The organism is Chromatiaceae bacterium (assembly GCA_016714645.1).
Taxonomy (GTDB): domain Bacteria; phylum Pseudomonadota; class Gammaproteobacteria; order Chromatiales; family Chromatiaceae; genus M0108.
The window spans coordinates 430,415-450,273 of record JADKCI010000002.1 but is presented as its reverse complement, the minus strand read 5'-3'; the positions used below and the strand labels follow the sequence as shown (position 1 = coordinate 450,273).

General features: G+C 64.6%; 13 protein-coding genes, 1 tRNA gene and 2 pseudogenes. 9 read left to right on the top strand and 7 right to left on the bottom strand.

What is annotated here, in order from left to right; translation table 11 throughout:
* Positions 1-2 precede the first annotated feature (2 nt).
* Together IPN92_09075 and IPN92_09070 are read right to left on the bottom strand one after the other, a co-directional pair.
* Entirely contained in the window at positions 3-1,376 is a 1,374-nt protein-coding gene (locus IPN92_09075) for a hypothetical protein (GenBank protein ID MBK8638417.1), read from the bottom strand.
* Positions 1,373-1,975, bottom strand: a complete 603-nt coding sequence (locus tag IPN92_09070) for a DUF4255 domain-containing protein (GenBank protein MBK8638416.1) — start codon at positions 1,973-1,975, stop codon at positions 1,373-1,375. The genes IPN92_09075 and IPN92_09070 overlap by 4 nt, the downstream gene beginning before the upstream one ends.
* A gap of 1,056 nt (positions 1,976-3,031) precedes the next feature.
* On the opposite strand from IPN92_09070, the gene IPN92_09065 reads away from it, so the two are divergent.
* From IPN92_09065 to IPN92_09055, 3 genes are all read left to right on the top strand, one after another.
* Positions 3,032-3,247: a hypothetical protein gene (locus IPN92_09065; GenBank protein MBK8638415.1), complete on the top strand. Its 216-nt coding sequence runs from the start codon at positions 3,032-3,034 to the stop codon at positions 3,245-3,247.
* 229 nt (positions 3,248-3,476) lie between these two features.
* Complete coding sequence (locus IPN92_09060; protein ID MBK8638414.1) at positions 3,477-4,526, top strand: class I fructose-bisphosphate aldolase; 1,050 nt, start codon at positions 3,477-3,479, stop codon at positions 4,524-4,526.
* Positions 4,527-4,820: 294 nt separating this feature from the next.
* The gene (locus IPN92_09055) at positions 4,821-5,822 is read left to right on the top strand and encodes a cytochrome-c peroxidase (GenBank protein MBK8638413.1); all 1,002 of its coding nucleotides are present in this window, start codon (positions 4,821-4,823) and stop codon (positions 5,820-5,822) included.
* Positions 5,823-5,896: 74 nt separating this feature from the next.
* Here the strand turns inward: IPN92_09055 and IPN92_09050 are convergent.
* Positions 5,897-7,159, bottom strand: a pseudogene (locus tag IPN92_09050) (ISL3 family transposase).
* Positions 7,160-7,218: 59 nt separating this feature from the next.
* On the opposite strand from IPN92_09050, the pseudogene IPN92_09045 reads away from it, so the two are divergent.
* Positions 7,219-7,364, top strand: a pseudogene (locus IPN92_09045) (IS30 family transposase).
* A 260-nt stretch (positions 7,365-7,624) separates the two neighbouring features.
* Here IPN92_09045 and parE read toward each other — a convergent pair.
* Positions 7,625-9,517, bottom strand: a complete 1,893-nt coding sequence (parE, locus tag IPN92_09040; GenBank protein MBK8638412.1) for a DNA topoisomerase IV subunit B — start codon at positions 9,515-9,517, stop codon at positions 7,625-7,627.
* Positions 9,518-9,671: 154 nt separating this feature from the next.
* Between parE and xseB the strand changes: the two genes are divergently transcribed.
* The 4 genes from xseB (at position 9,672) to IPN92_09020 (ending at position 12,187) form a co-directional block, all read left to right on the top strand.
* A complete protein-coding gene (gene xseB, locus IPN92_09035) occupies positions 9,672-9,914 on the top strand; it encodes an exodeoxyribonuclease VII small subunit (protein ID MBK8638411.1) in 243 nt (80 codons plus the stop codon).
* Positions 9,907-10,806: a (2E,6E)-farnesyl diphosphate synthase gene (ispA, locus tag IPN92_09030; protein ID MBK8638410.1), complete on the top strand. Its 900-nt coding sequence runs from the start codon at positions 9,907-9,909 to the stop codon at positions 10,804-10,806. Before xseB ends, ispA begins: the two co-directional genes overlap by 8 nt.
* 125 nt (positions 10,807-10,931) lie before the next feature.
* Complete coding sequence (locus IPN92_09025) at positions 10,932-11,756, top strand: GTP cyclohydrolase I FolE2 (protein MBK8638409.1); 825 nt, start codon at positions 10,932-10,934, stop codon at positions 11,754-11,756.
* Positions 11,757-11,818: 62 nt separating this feature from the next.
* Positions 11,819-12,187, top strand: coding sequence for a hypothetical protein (locus tag IPN92_09020; protein ID MBK8638408.1), 369 nt, complete (start codon positions 11,819-11,821; stop codon positions 12,185-12,187).
* Positions 12,188-12,267: 80 nt separating this feature from the next.
* Here the strand turns inward: IPN92_09020 and IPN92_09015 are convergent, their stop codons facing one another.
* The 3 genes from IPN92_09015 to IPN92_09005 form a co-directional block, all read right to left on the bottom strand.
* Positions 12,268-13,206 carry a serine hydrolase gene (locus IPN92_09015; protein ID MBK8638407.1) on the bottom strand — a complete coding sequence of 313 codons (939 nt, stop codon included), beginning with the start codon at positions 13,204-13,206 and terminating at the stop codon, positions 12,268-12,270.
* A gap of 406 nt (positions 13,207-13,612) precedes the next feature.
* On the bottom strand, positions 13,613-15,874 hold the full coding sequence (locus tag IPN92_09010; GenBank protein ID MBK8638406.1) for an NADP-dependent malic enzyme: 2,262 nt from the start codon (positions 15,872-15,874) through the stop codon (positions 13,613-13,615).
* A 247-nt stretch (positions 15,875-16,121) separates the two neighbouring features.
* Positions 16,122-16,198 (bottom strand) — tRNA-Met (locus IPN92_09005).
* A 172-nt stretch (positions 16,199-16,370) separates the two neighbouring features.
* Between IPN92_09005 and mfd the strand changes: the two genes are divergently transcribed.
* On the top strand, positions 16,371-19,844 hold the full coding sequence (gene mfd / locus IPN92_09000) for a transcription-repair coupling factor (GenBank protein MBK8638405.1): 3,474 nt from the start codon (positions 16,371-16,373) through the stop codon (positions 19,842-19,844).
* The last annotated feature ends 15 nt before the right edge of the window (positions 19,845-19,859 follow it).

Sequence of the window (19,859 nt, the reverse complement as noted above, 5' to 3'; positions counted from 1 at the left end):
GGTCATGCTCCTAATGTGAAATTGGGTACGTAGGTCTCGGAAAACCATTCCGCGTTCTCGCGCCGTATCTGTTTCACTTCAGGGGCCGGCAAGAGAATCTCTTCGGAAACCGCTGCCGTCGCTGCGTTGTCGGCCTGCAGCCGCGAGCCAACTCCGAAGCGCGTGAGCGGGCGAGGATCGGGCGTAACGAGAACGCGGTCGTTCGCCGGGTCCGGCGTTACCTCGCCGCCCGTGCCGATCTGCTGGGCCGACGGAAAGATGTAGCGCCAGCGAGTAGCGCGGTTGAGAAAGCGCAGTACGTAGTGTGGCGTCCGGAGGGTACCGTTGGCGTTCAGCAGCGCGAAGTCGCCGGCGCCGCTTTGGATGTCGATGACGCCGAACCAATTCTCAGTCTTTGCTACAGGAGCGAGGTAGCAAGAGAGCGCCCGCACGATAGAACCGGCATTCAGGATCTCGATGCGGTACGGGCCCGGCGTGAGACCACGAAGGTCGACCTGCACGCGATCCAGCGTCCCCTGTTCGGTTGCGAACATCTGCTCCTTAGCCGGCGCCGTTCCGTTGGAAGAAAACGCACGAACGAACGCTTGGGAAACTGCCAGGTCCCTGATATCCAGATCGAAGAGTCCGGCAACGGGCAGAACAGCATCAGCAGCGGTAACGTATTGATTCCCAAGGATACTCACGGGCTGCCAGTTCGCGGCATTGGTCAGGTCTGCGCCGGCGTTGTTAACGAGCGCGCGAAACAGCCGATTGTTCGAAAGAACGATCGCTCCGCTCTGGTAGGTGGTGGACACGCTGAATGTGTCCGCTGGAATGCGCCTCCAGTCGGCGGCCACCGAAGCCGCCGCAGGTCCAGTGTCCCTTAACGCGAGGAACAGATCGAACGTAGGCACCACCGCCTGCGCATGGACTTCACCGGCGGCGTAACGCCGCGCGGCATCGAACGGCAGCACGGGCCTCGAAAGGAAATTCACTCCCGCGACCCTGTTCTGCGAGTCGTTGCCGAACCGGTAGAAGCCGGTGGTGACCGGACCGAGTTCCGTATAGTTGGCAAACCACGAGTCGGCGGATCGCAGAACGAACGTCAGTCTGAAGTCGGCCGCCGGCGGCATGATCGGCCGGATGTCGTTCGCCGCCGGATCGAGCTGTACGGCGACGGTGAACCCGGCGGCCGTTGCCCGGAAGATCATCCGGTACCCGGCCAGCACCGAGACTGTCTCGGCATCCGGAAACAGCTCGAGAGAATTGGCCACGGAATACAGATTGGTGAGGGCGGCGCGATCGAGATCGGGCTGCGCTTCGAATACGATGTCCCCTCGACTCAGGAAATAGTCGTGGGCAATCGCGACGTCGAACAATGGCCGGTAGCGAATCATGCGGTGTTACTTCGGTTGGTGATATCGAAGTCCTGGATTCTCGCCCCGGTTTCAAGCAGACGCTGGTCGGCAATGACGACCAGTCGCCCACGGTACACCGCAAACGGACTTTCCCTGGTGCCCAAAAACCCCCAGAGGTGATTGACCTCCTCAAAGCTCAGAGAGAGCAGATCCAGCACCAGCGAGAACTCCGCGATGCCGCCCTGTGGCAGGTTGGGACCGGGGGAGTTGGCGAACGTAAATTTCTGTTTTCCCTGGAAGAACGTCAGCACCTGCGCCAGGCGGCGGAGAGCGGTCCCGTAGTTGCGGTAGTTTGCTGTGAACAGCAGGAACAGGTTGAGGTGAATCGGACGATTCCGGTACGCGACATCGCCGGTGCTCGTGGTCGTCGAGGCCCTACCGTTCTTGAGCGCCCGCTCCTCCTCGAGGTTGACCAGGCTCAAGACGAGATGGTTGTCCAACTCCGTCGCGATTTCCTGACGATCGAGTTGCGCAATGTTGCCCCACACGGCCTGCGTGGGTGCACCTGCACTGCTGTCGTTCTGCGCGATAAAGCCGTTCAGTTGCCGGAGAAGGAGCGCCATCGCCTCAACGATCATGACCAGCACTCTCTCGCGCAACCAGCCGGTGCGTGCCGCTTCGCGCGAGCGACGGGCATTCGCAACGAACCGCGCGCGATTCTTTCCCCGACCACCACTTCCTCTCGTTGCTGACGCATGGCGCTTCCTCTCGCTTATGACGCATGGCGGAACAATGCGCGTATGGCTTTCGCTCCGGCCACCCGGCGGAGCGAATCACCGCGCCGAGTTGGCCAGCATCCGGTGATGCCGTGGGCGGCTGAGCACGCGGCGGTCGGAGTTAGAATTTACCCGAGAGCATAGTCGCACTGCGGACTGGACGAAATCAGTACATATACGGAGGCGGTGCGCATTACGTAACGGTTCAGGTACCCCTGACGCCGCCTACCCCAACTGCGGCGAATTGCCCTCGCAGATCATGACCAAGGCTTGGAGGGAGTCGACTAAAGCGGACCTCGAAAACCGGACAGTCATTTAAGCTTGCGCCGAACCCAAAGCGGCATGTCAGCATGAGTGAAGCGCAGCGCAAGACGTACCCGGCGCTTTCAAGGCCAAAGTCGGTCTGGAGGCGATCCGTTGGGTCAAGACGGCGAACGAGATCGGGCAGGAGCATGGGGGCCATCCAGTCCAGGTGGGGCGGTGGCAGAAGGAGATTCTGGAGCAGCCCGGGCCCGAACGGCTCTACCGCGAGTGCGGGCGGCTAAAGATGGAACGGGACTGGCTGAAGAAAAGTCCGGGCTGAGCCGGTGAGCACCCAGGGTGCGTGGATCGCGCGTGACGAGGCGCTGGCGGTTAGCCGGCCATGTGCCTTGGCGGGGGTGGATGCGGCCGTCCTGATCCTTTACCTGGCGTTGCTGGTGACCATGGCCTATCCCCAGGCCCTCTGGGTCGCCGGCCTGGCCCTGCTCCATTTCATCGCCGGCAGCCTCTGGCAGTGCCGCGGGGCGGGTATCCAGGCCCTGGCCGGGGCCCTGGGGCGGCTGCTCTATAGCTTGTTCGAACTCTTGCTGAACACCCTGTCCTTCGCCCGGGTGGGCGCCTTCGCCCCTCGCCCACGCCGCCCTCTCCCACACTATCATGACCCTGGCCCAGGGCGTGGAACACCCCCTGGGCTGGTGGCTGGTGGTGATCATGGGCAATGTCTTCGCCGTGGTGCTGGAAGGCCTGGTGGTCTTCGTTCAGACTACTCGCCTCGTCCTGTTCGAATTCTTCGTCCACTTCCTGCGCGCCGAGGGGCGGCTGTTCCGACCCTTGGCGGCGCCGTCAGCCCCCCTGGGCCGGCGTTGCCGCTAGCGGCACTGCTCACCCGCCTCCTCATTCCAGTACCTGGTGACCAGGAACCAGGTCCCGCATCCATTTCCGAATGGTGTTGGCAAGCCAGGCTTCTCTCCGGCAGGAAGAGGGATCGCCTGCTATCCTCATTCGCGTGCATCCTGACTTCTGCCTGTCATCGGGCCCTCCTAAAAGCCGTCTGGATGCATGATGCCACGCCACCAACCCTGCCAATAAAACGGAGGAAGCAATGACCGAAATCCAAGGTTTGTTGGGCGAAGAGGCACCCGATCTCCTGGGCCACATCTGCCAGGGCATTCCCCGGTCCCTGCTGCACCTGCCAGGACCGGACTTCGTGGACCGGGTCATGATGGACTCAGACCGTCGGCCGGGGGTGCTGAGGGCCCTACAGACCCTCATCGACCACGGCCGCCTGGGGGGAACCGGCTATCTGTCCATCCTGCCGGTGGACCAGGGGGTGGAGCACTCGGGGGGAGCCTCCTTCGCCCCCAACCCCATCTATTTCGACCCCGAGAACATCGTGCGCCTGGCGATCGAAGGGGGCTGCAACGCGGTGGCCTCCACCCTCGGGGTCTTGGGCTCGGTGGGGCGGCGCCATGCCCACAAGATCCCCTTCGTGGTGAAGCTCAACCATAACGAGATGCTCGCCTACCCGACTATCTACGACCAGACGATCTGGGCCTCGGTGGATCAAGCCTTTGACATGGGGGCCGTGGCCGTAGGGGCCACCATCTATTTCGGCTCCGCCGAGTCGCGACGCCAGATCCAGGAGGTAAGCGCCGCCTTCGCCCGGGCCCATGAACTGGGCATGGTTACCGTGCTCTGGGCCTATCTGCGCAACGCCGCCTTCAATCATGAGGGTGTCGACTATCACGAGGCCGCGGATCTCACCGGCCAGGCTAATCACCTGGCCGTAACCATCGAGGCGGACATCGTGAAACAGAAACAGGCCACCCGCGACGGGGGCTACACCGCTATCGGCTTTGGCAAGACCCACCCGCGGGTTTACGCAGAACTCTCCGGCAGCCACCCCATCGACTGGGTACGCTATCAGGTGGCCAACTGCTACATGGGCCGGGTGGGCATGATCAATTCGGGTGGTCCCTCGGGTAAGGACGATCTCCACCAGGCGGTGCGTACGGCGGTGATCAACAAGCGGGCCGGGGGCATGGGCCTCATCTCGGGACGCAAGGCCTTCCAGAAGTCCATGGCGGAGGGGGTGCGGCTGTTAAATGCCATCCAGGATGTTTACCTGTCCCCGGAAGTGACCATCGCCTGATGCCCAAGGGGCGGCGGTCATCGGCGGCAAGGGGGTATTTCCGGGATCCGGATTTCTTTAGGAGAGGGGCTGTTTGTCAAAAATCAATGCAAAGCAACCCTGAAACCCTCAAGAATCATCCCTGTGCTCAAAGGCGGGGCGATCGGGGCCCCGCGCTCCCTAACCCTGAGGAACCGGTAGCTTTACCGACCCCACCAGAGGGTGGCCGCCCATGACTTATTCCCGGAGTTCACCGCTCCAAAACCTCGTTGGCCGGGTCAACCGGCTAGTCCCACGCTCGCAGGAGATCGCTCGATGAAGGCACTGACGACATTCACCCTCTCCCTTCTGACGGCCAGCGTGAGCCTTGCCGCCACCGCCTCGGCCATGAGGGACGAGCCCATCACCCCTATCCGCCCGCCGCAGTCCATCAACCTGGGCATGGTGGAATTGGGCAAGAAGCTCTACTTCGACCCCCGTCTGTCCAATTCCGGCTTCATCTCCTGCAACTCCTGCCACAACCTGTCCATGGGCGGCACAGACAACATCAAAACCTCCATCGGCGACAAGTGGCAGCAAGGCCCCATCAACTCCCCGACCGTACTCAACTCGAGTCTGAATGTGGCCCAGTTCTGGGACGGCCGCGCGGCGGACCTCAAGGAGCAGGCCGGCGGCCCCATCGCCAACCCGGGTGAGATGGCCTTCTCGCACACCCTGGCCATTGGCGTACTTTGGTCCATACCCGAATATGTGCGCGAGTTCCGCCAGGTATTCGGCACCGACCAGATGAGCATCGATCAGGTAACCGCCGCCATCGCCGAGTTCGAGAAGACCCTGGTCACCCCCAACTCGCGCTTCGACATCTGGCTCTTGGGCAAGGATGACGCCCTGACCCAGGAAGAGCTGGCGGGCTACCAGGTGTTCAAGAACAGCGGCTGCGTCGCCTGCCACAATGGCGAGGCGGTGGGTGGCAACTCCTTCCAGAAGATGGGGGTGGTCGAGCCCTACAAGGGGACCTCCGAAATCGAAGGCCGCGCCGGCGTTACCGGCAAAGACGCCGACCGCTTCAACTTTAAGGTGCCAACCCTGCGTAACGTCGCCCTGACCTACCCCTATTTCCACGACGGCGCCGCCGACACCCTGGGCGAGGCAGTGGAGATCATGGGCCGTATCCAGCTCGGCAAAAAGTTCACCCCGGAGGAAAATGCCCAGATCGTCGCCTTTCTCAAGACCCTGACCGGCGATCAGCCCAGCTTCCAGTTGCCGATCCTACCCCCGTCTTCCGATAAGACCCCGCGGCCCCATCCCTTCAATTAAGTGCTCATCCGCCTTAGGCAAGCAAAAACGGCTCTCTTACGTTTGGTATGGGCAAGGGGTCTGACGCTTTTGATTCATGCTGCGACCGTGGCACACGCGTTGAGTTTGAAGGGGGATGCCGGTAGGTGACGGAGCTTGCCGACCAGGAGGTAGGCGATGGTGATCAGGTGCTGGGTGGTGCCATAGCCACGGGCCTTGGCCTTAGCGGCCTTGGATGAGCGCATTGGCCCCTTCGACCCGGCCGTTAGTGAGTTTGGAATCGAAGGCGTTGAGGATGCCGTCCCAGTGGTTCTTGAGGGTCGTGGCGACCTGCTTCATGGGTTCGAGGAGGCAGCGGCGTGCCCAGCGGTACCCCTGCTCCAGCAGCGGTTCGGCCTCCGCGCGGTTGGCGGCCCGGTGGAACCTCTCGCGCAGGGCTTCTTTGATGCGAAACGCCTGGTGGGTCTTGAGGTTCAGGCGCTTGAGATCGGTGTAGTGGCTGATCTGGCGGATGCTCCCGTCCTGCTTGTCCTTGAGCCACCGGTAGCGGCGACGTTTGAGGCTAGGGGTGGATTTCGCCTCTTGGCGGCGGACCTCGTCGACCGCCTGGTTGACCCGTTGGAGCACATGGAACTCGTCGAAGGTCACCGCCGCCCAGGGCAGGTGCTCGGCAACCCCGGCGCGATAGCGGGTGGACCTGTCGATGCACACCGCGCGAACGTTCTCGGCATCGCCACCGTGGGCTTCAAGGTCGTCAGCAAACGGTGCCACGACCTCGGCCTTGCGCCCATCGCAGGCGTACCGCAAGCGCCCCGCCTCCAGGTCGTGAAAGAGGCTGATGTCGTCGTCCCGCGCCGTGCGGCGGTCTCGTCCAGACCCACCGCGGCGACGGCGGAGAAGTCCTCTTGGGCACGCGCCTGGTCAACGTCGTGATCCAGGGTGCGCCACACGCGCACGTCGCTGACCGCCAGCAGCTGCGCCACCGGGCGGACCGGCATCGCCTGGCACAGGGTGACGATCAGGGCTGCCATCAGCAGCGTGAAACCGCTGTCGGGACGCGCCCACGGCACGGCCACCTGCGTGGTCTTGGCGCAGGGGCCGCAGCGCACCCGCGGCACCTTGCCGTGGAGGTACGCCTGATACTGGAAGAAGTTGAGGCGACGCCACGCCCGCTCCAGGGTGTCATGCACCGGTTGGTGTTCCGCCCCGCAGTGCGGGCAGGTGAAGCGCGTGCCCGGCCGGAAGGCGACCTGCAAGTCGATGCGCCCCGCCCCGGGAGCGAAGGCCACATTGACCACTTCCCAGGGCGCTTGCAGGCCCAGGGCCACGCTGGACAAGGACGACGACGGATGATTCATGGCAGGAGATGGCGTGCCCTGCCGAGCTGACCGCCCAGACCGGGGTCACGGTCTCCTGCTGCGACCCGCATAGTCCTTGGCAACGCGGGTCCGGCGAGAACACCAACGGCCTCCTGCGCCCATACCTCCCAAGGGGACGGACTTGTCCGTCTACCGCCAGGAAGAACTGGATGCGATCGCGGAACGCCTCAACCAGCGGACACGCGCGATCCACGGCTACTTCCCGCCGATCAGTGTCTATCGGGCCAGGCTGGAACGTCTCAACCAGCCCAATGGGTCGGTTCACTAATAGGTGTTGCACTTGATACTAGAAACCGCCGGGCGAAAAGGCCGCCACCATCCGGGATCTACCCAACCCCTGCGAGGAACTGTGGAAGAGAAAGCATCAGTTGGCATCATAGCGGTGTCAAAACCGCGCGCGCGGCATATCTGGACCGGGAAGCGTAGAGGCTTCCTGAGCGAGAGTTACAGCGTCACCTCCGCCAAATCCCCCTTGTCCTGAAGCCAGGCGCGGCGGTCGCTGGCGCGTTTCTTGGCGAGCAGCATATCCATGAGCAGTCGGCTCTCCGTCGGGTCGTCGACGGTCAGTTGCACCAGGCGGCGGGTGTCGGGGTGGATGCTGGTCTCGCGCAACTGGCCGGGGTTCATCTCGCCCAGGCCCTTGAAGCGCTGGACGTTGACCTTGCCCTTGAGCTTTTCGGCGGCGATGCGGTCGAGGATGCCGCGCTTTTCGTCTTCGTCGAGGGCGTAGAAGACCTGCTTGCCGACATCGATGCGATAGAGGGGCGGCAGGGCGACGTAAACATGGCCCTCCGCCACCAGGCGCGGGAAGTGGCGCAGGAAGAGGGCGCACAAGAGGGTAGCAATGTGGGCGCCGTCGGAGTCGGCGTCGGCGAGGACGCAGACCTTACCAAAGCGGAGCCGGGAGAGATCGTCTTCCCCGGGATCCACCCCGATGGCGACGGCGATGTCGTGGACCTCCTGGGAGCCCAGCACCTCGCTGGATTCGACCTCCCAGGTATTGAGGATCTTGCCGCGCAGGGGCAGGATGGCCTGGAACTCGCGGTCGCGGGCCTGCTTGGCGGAGCCACCGGCGGAGTCGCCCTCGACCAGGAAGAGCTCGCCGCGCGCGGGGTCGGTGGCGGTGCAGTCGGCGAGCTTGCCGGGCAGGGCGGGACCGGCGGTGATCTTCTTGCGCACCACGGTGCGGCCGGCGCGTAGCCGGGCCTGGGCGGCGCCGATGGCGAGCTGGGCGATGGCCTCGCCCTCCTGGACGTGCTGGTTGAGCCAGAGGCTGAAGGCGTCGCGGACGACCCCGGCGACGAAGGCGGCGCACTCCCGGGAGGAGAGACGCTCCTTGGTCTGGCCGGAGAACTGGGGGTCGAGGAGCTTGACGGAGAGGATGTAGGCGCAGCGCGCCCAGACGTCCTCGGGGGCCAGTTTGACGCCCCGGGGCAAGAGGTTGCGGAACTCGCAGAAGTCCCGCACCGCCTCGGTCAGGCCGGTACGCAGGCCATTGACGTGGGTGCCACCTTGGACGGTGGGAATGAGGTTGACATAGCTCTCGGCGAAGGGCTCGCCACCGGCGGGGAGCCAGACCAGGGCCCAGGCGGCCGCCTCGGTGGTGCCTTCCATATTGCCGGTGAAGGGGTCGGCGGGGAGGATTTCGCGGTCGGGCAGGGATTGGACCAGATAGTCCTTGAGGCCGTCTTCGTAGTACCAGGTCGTCTCTTCCTGGCTGGCCTCGTCGCGGAAACTGACGGTCAGTCCAGGGCAGAGGACGGCCTTGGCCTGGAGCAGATGCTTGAGGCGGCGGGTGGAGAAACGCGGGCTGTCGAAATAGCCGGAATCGGGCCAGAAGCGCAGGCGAGTGCCCGTCTCCTTGCGGGGGACCTTCCCGACGGGCTCCAGGTCCGAAACCTTGTCGCCATGGGCGAAGGCCATGTTGTACTCCTGGCCGTCGCGCTTGACCCAGACCTCCAGGTGCTGGGAGAGGGCGTTGACAACGGAGACGCCGACCCCGTGGAGGCCGCCGGCGAAGCGATAGCTATCGTTGGAGAACTTGCCCCCGGCGTGGAGCTTGGTGAGGATGACCTCGACCCCGGGCAGGCCCTCGTCGGGGTGGATATCCACCGGCATGCCGCGGCCGTCGTCGCCGACCTCCAGGGAGCCATCGGCATATAAGACGACGGCGATGGTCCTGGCATGGCCGGCCAGGGCCTCGTCAACGCTGTTGTCGATGACCTCCTGGGCAAGGTGATTGGGCCGGGTGGTGTCGGTGTACATGCCCGGGCGCTTGCGGACCGGGTCCAGGCCGCTCAGGACCTCGATGGCGGCGGCGTTGTAGGTGCTTGTCATGCCGGATGCGCGCTCCTCTGCGAGATTTGACCGCCAAAAGGGGTGAAAGGTAACCTAGCTGCTTCGGCGGATTCAAATGCGCATGGGGGTTCCGCGTCCCCAGGGGCCCTTGAGAATCCCCTCCCTCCTCCCAACCAGCAGGCCGCAGCCCACCATGACCCCCGATACCCAGACTCCGCTGACCGGCTTCGAGCAGGCCCTGAGCGATCTCGAAGCCCTGGTGGATAGCCTCGAAAAGGGGGACCTGAGCCTGGAGGCCTCCCTGGAGGCCTTCGAGCGGGGCATTGGCCTGGCGCGCACCTGCCAGAAGACCCTGGACCAGGCCGAGCAACGCGTCCAGATCCTCTCCGCCAAATCCGCGGATGCCGAACTGGAGCCCTTTGCCGACCATGTCTGACACCCAACTGACACAGTTTCTCGCCGCCTGCGGCCAGCGCATCGAGACTGCCCTGGAGGCCTGGCTGCCCCCGGAACAGGCACCCCCCGCCAAGCTGCACCGGGCCATGCGTTACGCCGTCCTCGGTGGCGGCAAGCGGGTCCGCCCGACCCTGGTCTACGCCACCGCCGCCGCCGTCGGCCTGGCGCCGGGAGAGGTCAACGCCATCGCCTGCGCCGTGGAGATGATCCACGCCTATTCGCTGATCCACGACGACCTGCCGGCCATGGATGACGACGATCTGCGCCGGGGCCGTCCCACCTGTCACAAGGCCTTCGACGAGGCCACCGCCATCCTAGCCGGCGATGCCCTCATGACACAGGCCTTTCTGGTGCTGGCCCGGGACGAGACCCTGGCGGTTGGGCCCGAGGCCCGCCTGGCCATGATCGACCGCCTCGCCTGGGCCTCGGGTTCCCGCGGCATGGCCGGCGGCCAGGCCATGGACCTGGAGGCCGAAGGCCAGGAGATCGACCTCATCACCCTGGAAAACATCCACATCCATAAGACGGGCGCCCTGATTCGCGCCAGCGTGAACATGGCCAGCCAAGCCGCGCCGGACCTGGCTCCGGACCTGGCGGACCGGCTGGACCGCTACGCCAAGTGCCTGGGGCTGGCCTTCCAGATTCGTGACGACATTCTGGATATCGAGGCCCCCACCGAAATCCTGGGCAAGACCCATGGCAAGGACCAGGCCCAGTTCAAGGCCACCTACCCGGCCATCATGGGCCTGGATGGCGCCCGCCAGGCGGCCGCGGATCTGGTTGCCGAGGCGCTCGTCAGCCTGGAGCCCTTCGACGCCAAGGCCGATCCCCTGCGCTGGATTGCCCTTTACATCGTGCAGCGGGACCGGTAAGCAGCGCGCCATCGCCACGCCGACCGGCCGTCCCCTGGCTTGGCTTTTCCCGGTCCCGCCCCCAGTTGGCCCCCATAATCGGCCAACAGCCACCCCCAACGACCTAGCGTCAAGGTGAATTCCCGATGGATTCAGCGCTCAAGAAGTCATCCTGCCCCCTGCCCATCGCCGATGTCCAGGCCAGCGCCGACACCCGCCAGATCGCCATTGATAAGGTTGGCATCAAGGACATCCGTCATCCGGTCCGGGTACGGGATCGCAGCGATGGCGAACAGCACACAATCGCCACCTTCAACATGTACGTCTATTTGCCCCACAACTTCAAGGGCACGCACATGTCCCGCTTCGTGCAGATCCTTAACAAGCATGAGAAGGAGATCGGCATCGAGTCTTTCAAGGAGATGCTCACGGAGATGGCTGAGCGGCTGGAGTCCGAGATGGGCCATATCGAGATGCGCTTCCCTTACTTCGTCAACAAGAAGGCCCCCATCAGCGGCGTCCAGAGCCTGCTCGACTATGATGTCACCTTCATCGGCGAGATCAGCCAGGGCACGCCGCGAATGTTCATCAAGGTCGTGGTGCCCGTCACCAGCCTCTGCCCCTGCTCAAAGGAGATCTCCGCCTACGGCGCCCACAATCAGCGCTCCCATGTCACCGTCCAGGTCCGTACCCGGGGCTTTATCTGGCTGGAGGAGATCATTGATCTGGTGGAAAAGGAGGCCTCCTGCGAACTCTACGGCCTGCTCAAGCGCCCGGACGAGAAGTATGTGACCGAACGAGCCTATAACAATCCAAAATTCGTCGAGGACATGGTGCGGGACGTGGCCGTGCGGCTCAATGCGGATGATCGCATCGACGCCTACATTGTGGAGTCCGAGAACTTTGAGTCCATCCACAATCACTCCGCCTATGCCCTGATCGAACGGGACAAGGAGACGGAAGCGGCCTGAGGGCCGCCCTCCTGGCCTATACTCACTACAGGGTATCACGGGAGACGGGGGCAGCTTGAGTCATGAGGATCACCGGCTATCTGGTCGCCGCCTTGCTGGGTATCGGTGGGGGATGGCTGCTGTTCGCGCCCACCGAGGAGACGCCACCCCCAGAGGCCGATACGCCCCGTCAGGCATCGCCGACAGGGCGGCCCTGGACTCCGCCCCCAGCCCCGGAAACCACCTGGCAGCCGTCGGACCCGTCAGGATATGCGCCGGCCACCCCCAACCCCTCGGAAGCCTTTAGCTATCGACCCTTGAAGCCGCGCGAACAGCAGCGGCAGAAAGCCGGCGCTCCCAACCCAGGGGAGCTATCCGCCTACCCCGCCCCTGCCAATGCGCCTCAATGGGCCAAGCCCGGTTACGACTTCCGGCCGCAGGAACGGCGCTGACCTTTGGTGGTTCCCGGTCGGGTTAGCCCCGGTTCCAGCGCAGGGGCCCTATCGCCGCCCCCCTTCCGGCACAGACCCCATCAACCCGCCTCTTGCTTGGCCAGACTCCGCTCGATCCACTGACGTAACCGGTTGGAATCGCCCATGGGCGTGTGCTTGCCGGGTGAATCCAGCAGCACGAAACGCAGGCGGCGACCGCCAACCATGGCCTGCATGACCAGGCAGCGGCCCGCGTCGGTGATATAACCGGTCTTGCTCAGCTCGATCTCCCAGGCCTCACTGGAGACCAGGGGATTGGTATTGCGATAGCCCAGGGCGCCACCACCGGGGTGGGGCTGCAGCATGGCATCCCGGGTAGTCGTGGCCTCCCGGATCAGGGGGTAACCGGAGGCGGCACCCACCAGCTTGGTCAGATCCCGCGCCGTGGAGCGGTTGTCGGCGTTCAGGCCGCTGCTGTCGGCGAAGTGACTATTGCTCATCCCCAGCGCCTTGGCCTTACGGTTCATGTGGGCGACGAACTCTGGAGTCCCGCCCGCGAAGGTGGTACGCCCCAAGGCCGCCGCCGCCCGATTATCCGAGGACATGAGAGCCACCAGCAGGAGTTCCCTGCGGGTCAGGTGGGCGCGATTGATCTGGAGCCGGGAGCGACTGTTGCGCAACAGGTCCTTGTCCTCGGGCCGGATGGTAATGACCGCGTTCAGGTCCACCCCGGCATCCAGCACCACGATGGCGGTCATCAGCTTGGTGACGGAGGCAATGGACTTGGGCTCGTCCTCATGTTTGGAATAGATGGGATGGCCCGCCGAGTCCGCCACCATGACGGCGGCGGACTGGAGATGCAGCCCAGCCCCATCCAGCCGCTCCCAGGCGGGCGTGACCGGGGCCGATTTGCCCAGGGCGGCGACCTCGAAGGGCTGATCCGGGGCCGCATGGGCAAGGCCCAGGGTAGCACCCAGCAGAATGGCCCCGGTTAGGGCGAAGCCGCCGCGACACACCGCGGCTACCAGCGTTTTTTTCATGCTTGACCCTTCAGGAAAGGAGTGGATGGCGCGGACGGTGCCAGCGCCGGTTACATCTTGTTACAGATGATGGCTTGATGAATTAGAATTTCCTAATATACTAATCCACATCATCCATCACATCTCATCTGGAGAAGACAATGTTAGGTGTAATCGCTGCTTTAGCGCTACTCGTTGGTGGTGTCTCCGCCGCTGTTACGGTCTCGGAAGATGATCAGGGGTTCATGAGCCAATCTCAGGTATCCAGGGTCGAAACCCAGGCCGCCAAACACCAGGACAGCACCTTCGGCAGCTAACCAATTTATTTCCTTGGATAAACCATCCCCCCACACAAAGCCGGCGTCCCTAGGGCGCCGGCTTTGTGTGGGGGTGCGAAAACGGGCTGGGTTGCCTTGCCCCGCTCTTCTCAACGGGTCTGCACCGCCGCCAGGGCCGTCATATTCAACAGGCCCCGCACCGTGACCCCAGGCGTAACCACATGGGCCGACTTGGCGGCGCCCAGGAGAATAGGACCAATCGCGGTTCCATCCCCCATCACCTTGAGCAGATTAAAGGCGATATTGGCTGCGTCCTGATTCGGCATGATAAGCAGATTGGCGCGGCCTTCCAGCAGGGAATCCGGAAAACGCTGCTGCCGCATCGCATGGGACAAGGCCAGGTCGGCACGCATCTCGCCCTCGACTTCAAGTTCCGGAAAGGCATGCTGGATCAGGCACAAGGCCTCATGCATCTTCAGCGCCGAGGCATCCTTGTGACTGCCGAAATTGGAATGGGATAGCAGCGCAACCTTGGGCTTGATACCAAACCGCCGCACCTCGGCGGCACAAAGGGCCGTGATCTCCACCAGGGACTCGGTGTTCGGGTCCGCCTGCACGTCCGTGTCGGCGATAAAGAGAGGCCCGCTCGGCAGCACCACGGCGGTCATCGCCGCCATATGATCCACGCCCTTGGCGCGGCCGATGATGAGTTCGATCTGTTCCAGATGGCTCCGGTAGCCCCCGACGGTCCCGCTGATCATGGCGTCCGCCTCGCCGGTCCGGAGCAGCACCGCGGCCAGGGCCGTGGGCGAGTTGCGGATATGCACGCGCGCCTCGGCCGGGGTATAGCCCCTCCGCTTGGCCCGCTGGAAAAAGGCCTCGTAATGGGCCTCGCGATCCGGATTGTTCTGGGGATCAATGAGGCGAAAATCCTCGCCGACCTTGATGCCCAACCCCAGACTGGCCAGGCGCCGCTCGATCACGGCCTGGCGCCCGATCAGAACCGGCAGGGCGATGCCCTGCTCAACCGCCTGCTGCACCGCCTGTAGCACCATTTCCTCCTCGCCCTCGGCAAAGACCACCCGCCGCACCGTCTTGCGCGCCAGGTCGAAGACATGCTTCATGGTCATGCCAGTGCGGAAGACGCTGTCGTGCATGGTCTGGCGATAGGCGACCATGTCCGCGATGGGCCGCGTGGCGACCCCCGAGGCCATGGCGGCCTCGGCCACCGCCGGGGCGACCTGCTCGATGAGGCGGGGATCGAAGGGCTTGGGGATCAGGTACTCAGGGCCAAAGCGCAGGTCCATGCCACCGTAGGCCTGGCGGACGATCTCCGAAGGCCGGGCCCGGGCCAGATCGGCGATGGCCTGCACACAGGCGCGCTTCATGGCCTCGTTGATCTCGGTGGCACCGCAATCCAGGGCGCCACGGAAGAGGAAGGGGAAGCAGAGGACATTGTTGACCTGATTGGGATAATCCGTCCGGCCGGTAGCCAGGATGGCGTCGGGGCGGACCGCCCGCGCCTCCTCGGGCTGAATCTCGGGGTTGGGATTGGCCAGGGCGAAGACCAGGGGGTTTTCGGCCATCTTCATCAGCCAGGGCGCCTTGAGGACCCCGGCGGCGGACAGGCCCAGGAAGATATCGGCGCCGTCCAGGGCCTCTTCCAGGGTCCGGTAAGGGGTAGCGACGGCGTACCGGGCCTTGTAAGGGTCCATGACCTCGGCGCGGCCCTCATAGACCACCCCGACAATGTCGGTAACGATGATGTGTTCAGGCTTGAGGCCGAGGGAGACCAGGAGGTCCAGGCAAGCCAGGGCAGCGGCGCCGGCGCCGGCGGTCACCAGTCGCGCCTCGCCAATCTCCTTGCCGACCAGCCTTAGGCCATTAAGGACGGCGGCGCAGACCACGATGGCGGTGCCGTGCTGGTCGTCATGGAAGACCGGGATCTTCAGGCGTTCCTTGAGGGCCTTTTCGACGATGAAGCATTCCGGGGCCTTGATGTCCTCCAGATTGATGCCGCCGAAGGAGGGTTCGAGACGGGCGATGGTCTCAATGAGTTGCTCGGGGTCGCCTTCATCGATCTCAATGTCGAAGACATCGATGTCGGCGAATTGCTTGAAGAGGACGGCCTTACCTTCCATCACCGGCTTGGATGCGAGGGCGCCGATGGCCCCCAGCCCTAGCACCGCGGTGCCGTTGGTAATGACGGCCACCAGATTGCCGCGGCTGGTATAAAGGGCCGCCGCCAGGGGATCGGCGACGATCTCCTCGCAGGCCGCCGCCACCCCGGGGGAGTAGGCCAGGGCCAGGTCGCGCTGATTGGCCAGTGGCTTGGTCGCCTGGATCGCCAGCTTGCCCGGACGCGGATACCGGTGATAATCCAGCGCGCTCTTTCGCAGTTCTTCAGACATCTGAATTTTCCCAAGTCAACGGGGGGTGGAAGAGGCCGACAACTCGGAGACACCCTGGCCAGGGCATGCCCCTACCTGGCCTCGCCAGCATACTGGGCACGGACGGCCAGGTAGTCCGGTAACACCCGCTCGAAGATGGCGACATGTTGCTCATGGGTTTCAACCGGGTGCGCGTGGGATAGAATTTAGCACCGGGGCCCAAAATGAAAAAGGGCTTGCGGAATAAATCCGTAAGCCCTTTTTTATTTGGTAGCGGGGGCAGGATTTGAACCTACGACCTTCGGGTTATGAGCCCGACGAGCTGCCTGACTGCTCCACCCCGCATCTGAGATTAGCAATGATACCGGGCTTAGCCTTCCAGCGCAACCCGCATTTAGGCCCCAGGGCAAAGGTCCAGGCGCCAACCCGAAGCAACTATCCAGGCTGAACAGATGCCCATGACGGCGGCCTGTGCGAGAATCCCGCGCTTAGCAGTCAGCCCTGGTCCGCCTTTGTGATGTCCTCCGAAGTCCATTCTTCCCCCCTCCAGCCGCCCTTACCCCTTGGTCCTGGGGAACGTCATCAGTGGGGACGTCTCTATGGATCCAGTCTGGCCCTGGCCATTGCCCGCGCGGCGGGGCAAGGGGAACGGCTGATCCTGGCCTTGACGCCGGACGTGCAGGGGGTGGCACGGCTGACGGCTGAGCTGGGCTTCTTTCTCGACGATCCCGAGACGCCGGTGCTGGGCTTTCCAGATTGGGAGACCCTGCCCTACGACGTCTTTTCGCCCCTGCCGGAGCTGATCTCGGAACGGCTCCTGACCCTGCACCGGCTCCCTGGCCTGAAGCGCGGGGTGCTGGTGGCGCCGGTAGCCACCCTGCTGCAGCGGCTGGCTCCCCGCCATTATTTGGATGGCCACTCCCTGGTGCTGGCTCTGGGCGACCGGCTGGACCTGAACCTGACCCGGCTGCGCCTGGACCGGGCGGGCTACCAGTGCGTCTCCCAGGTCATCGCCCATGGTGAATACGCCGTCCGCGGCTCACTGCTGGACGTCTTTCCCATGGGCAGCCAGGAGCCCTTCCGCATTGACCTGTTCGACGCGGAGGTGGAGAGCATCCGCACCTTCGACCCGGACAGCCAGCGCTCCAGGGACAAGGTGGAGGCCATCCGCCTGCTGCCGGCCCGGGAGTTTCCGCTGAGCGAGGAGGCGATCACGGGCTTTCGCCAACACTACCGCGCCCAGTTCGAGGGCAATCCCCAGGCCAGCCTCATCTATCGCGAGGTCTCCGACGGTCATGCGCCGGGGGGGCTGGAATACTACCTGCCGCTCTTCTTCGCGGAGACGGCGACCCTCTTCGATTATCTGCCGGACGAGGTCCTGCTGATCGAGACCGAGGGCTGCCGCGAGGCGGCGGCGGGATTTCTCGAGGCCGTGGAGCGGCGTTACGAGCAGCGCCGCCATGACATCGAGCGGCCCCTGCTGCCACCACGCCACCTCTTTATGACGGCGGAGGAGCTGGCCCATCGCCTGAATGGCCTGACGGGGGTGCTCTGCCAGTCCGTCGAGGCCCCGGAGCGGCGCAGGGGTTTCTCCCGGCTCACCCACTTTGCCACGGCGACCCTGCCCCCTCTGGCGATCCAGGTCCGTGCCACCGAGCCGGCGGCGCAGCTCAAGGGCTTTCTCGCCGCCCCCCGACGGCGCACCCTCCTGGTCGCCGAGAGCACCGGGCGGCGGGAGATGCTGGCGGACAGCCTGAGGGGCCTGGGACTCAGCCCCACCCCGGTCGCGGACTGGATCGGCTTTCTGAAGGGCAAGGTCAGCCTGGGCTTGACGGTGGCCCCCCTGGAACAGGGGCTCTGGCTGGTAGAGGAAGACCTGGCCCTGGTCACCGAGACCCAGATCTATGGCGAGAAGGTCCGCCAGGAGCGCCGCCAGCGGGCCCGCGCCCGGGACGGCGACGCCGTGGTGCGCAACCTCACCGAGCTGCACGAGGGCGCCCCCGTGGTCCACGAGGATCATGGCGTGGGCCGCTACCTGGGCTTGCAGACCCTCAAGGTGGGCGGCATGACCACGGAATTTCTGACCCTGGAATACGCCCGGGGGGACAAGCTCTATGTCCCCGTCTCCTCCCTGCATTTGATTTCCCGCTACACCGGTGCCTCGCCGGAGAATGCCCCCCTGCACCGCCTGGGCGGCGATCAGTGGGACCGGGTCAAGCGCAAGGCCGCCGAGAAGGCCCACGACGTGGCGGCGGAGCTGCTGGACATCTATGCCCGTCGCGCCGCCCGGGTCGGCGTCGCCTTCCCAGCCCCCGGGGATGACTATGCCGCCTTCGCCGCCGCCTTCGAATTCGAGGAGACCCCCGACCAGGAGCGGACCATCGAGGCTATTCTCGACAACATGGCCGCCCCCCAGCCCATGGATCGGGTGGTGTGCGGCGACGTAGGTTTCGGCAAGACCGAGGTGGCCATGCGCGCGGCCTTCATGGCGGTGAGCGGCGGCCGGCAGGTGGCGGTGCTGGTACCCACCACCCTCCTCGCCCAGCAACACTACCAGAACTTCTCCGACCGCTTCGCCGACTGGCCGGTCAAGGTCGAGAATCTGTCGCGCTTTCGCACCGCAAGGGAGGCCAAGGTCGTCCTGGATGGCATGGCCAGCGGCACCGTGGATATCGTCGTCGGCACCCACAAGCTGCTGCAGAAGTCGGTACGCTTCAAAAATCTCGGCCTGGTCGTGGTCGATGAGGAGCACCGCTTCGGGGTGCGCGACAAGGAGGCCCTCAAGGCCCTGCGCTCCGAGGTGGACATCCTCACCCTTACCGCCACCCCCATTCCGCGCACCCTCAACATGGCCATGTCCGGCCTCCGCGACCTCTCCATCATCGCCACCCCGCCGGTGGCCCGGCACCCCATCAAGACCTTCGTCACCCCCTGGAACGACGCCCTCATCCAGGAGGCGGTGCTGCGGGAGCTCAAGCGCGGCGGTCAGGTTTATTTCCTTCACAACGAGGTGGAGACCATCGAGAACATGGCCCAGAAGCTGGAGGCCCTGGTGCCGGAGGCGCGGGTACGGGTCGCCCACGGCCAGATGCGCGAGCGCGACCTGGAGCGGGTGATGCGCGACTTCTACCACCAGCGCTTCAATCTGCTGGTATGCACCACCATCATCGAGAGCGGCATCGACATCCCCAGCGCCAACACCATCCTGATGAACCGCGCCGACAAGCTGGGCCTGGCCCAGCTCCACCAGTTGCGCGGCCGGGTCGGGCGCTCCCATCACCGCGCCTATGCCTATCTCATCACGCCCCCGGCGGGGCTGATGACGGCGGACGCCAAGAAGCGCCTGGAGGCCATCGAATCCCTGGAGGAGCTTGGGGCCGGTTTCACCCTGGCGACCCACGACCTGGAGATCCGCGGCGCCGGCGAGCTGCTGGGTGACGAGCAAAGCGGCCAGATTCACGAGATCGGTTTCAGCCTCTACATGGACCTGCTGGAGCGAGCCGTCGCTGCCCTCAAGGCCGGCCAGGTGCTGGAACTGGACCGGCCCCTGGATCACGGCGCCGAGATCGACCTGGGCCTGCCCGCCCTGCTGCCCGCGGATTATCTGCCGGACGTCCACGGGCGTTTGGTCATGTACAAACGCATCGCCAGCGCCGCCGATGCCGGGGAACTGCGGGAACTCCAGGTGGAGATGATCGACCGCTTCGGCCTCTTGCCCGAGCCGGCGCGCAACCTCTTCGCCATTACCGAATTGAAATTGGCGGTACAGCCCCTGGGCATCCGCAAGATCGAGGCTGGCCCCGCGGGGGGGCGCATCCTCTTTGGGGATCAGCCTAAGATCGATCCCCTGCGGCTGATCCAAATGATGCAGAGCCGACCCAAGGAGTTTCGGATGGAGGGCGGGGACAAGCTCAAGTTCTTCATCGATCTGGCGGAACCTCAGAAACGGGTGGCGCGGGTTGGCGCCCTGATCCGTGACTTGACCAGTTAAGGACCCGCGAGCGGC

What these genes read in the sequence shown, in the direction of transcription:
- ispA (MBK8638410.1), top strand. Translation starts at nt 9,907, where the DNA reads ATGTCTGACACCCAACTGACACAGTTTCTCGCCGCCTGCGGCCAGCGC.
- IPN92_09060 (MBK8638414.1), top strand. Translation starts at nt 3,477, where the DNA reads ATGACCGAAATCCAAGGTTTGTTGGGCGAAGAGGCACCCGATCTCCTG.
- xseB (MBK8638411.1), top strand. Translation starts at nt 9,672, where the DNA reads ATGACCCCCGATACCCAGACTCCGCTGACCGGCTTCGAGCAGGCCCTG.
- IPN92_09070 (MBK8638416.1), bottom strand. Translation starts at nt 1,975, where the DNA reads ATGATCGTTGAGGCGATGGCGCTCCTTCTCCGGCAACTGAACGGCTTT.
- IPN92_09055 (MBK8638413.1), top strand. Translation starts at nt 4,821, where the DNA reads ATGAAGGCACTGACGACATTCACCCTCTCCCTTCTGACGGCCAGCGTG.
- parE (MBK8638412.1), bottom strand. Translation starts at nt 9,517, where the DNA reads ATGACAAGCACCTACAACGCCGCCGCCATCGAGGTCCTGAGCGGCCTG.
- mfd (MBK8638405.1), top strand. Translation starts at nt 16,371, where the DNA reads ATGTCCTCCGAAGTCCATTCTTCCCCCCTCCAGCCGCCCTTACCCCTT.
- IPN92_09075 (MBK8638417.1), bottom strand. Translation starts at nt 1,376, where the DNA reads ATGATTCGCTACCGGCCATTGTTCGACGTCGCGATTGCCCACGACTAT.
- IPN92_09065 (MBK8638415.1), top strand. Translation starts at nt 3,032, where the DNA reads ATGACCCTGGCCCAGGGCGTGGAACACCCCCTGGGCTGGTGGCTGGTG.
- IPN92_09025 (MBK8638409.1), top strand. Translation starts at nt 10,932, where the DNA reads ATGGATTCAGCGCTCAAGAAGTCATCCTGCCCCCTGCCCATCGCCGAT.
- IPN92_09010 (MBK8638406.1), bottom strand. Translation starts at nt 15,874, where the DNA reads ATGTCTGAAGAACTGCGAAAGAGCGCGCTGGATTATCACCGGTATCCG.
- IPN92_09020 (MBK8638408.1), top strand. Translation starts at nt 11,819, where the DNA reads ATGAGGATCACCGGCTATCTGGTCGCCGCCTTGCTGGGTATCGGTGGG.
- IPN92_09015 (MBK8638407.1), bottom strand. Translation starts at nt 13,206, where the DNA reads ATGAAAAAAACGCTGGTAGCCGCGGTGTGTCGCGGCGGCTTCGCCCTA.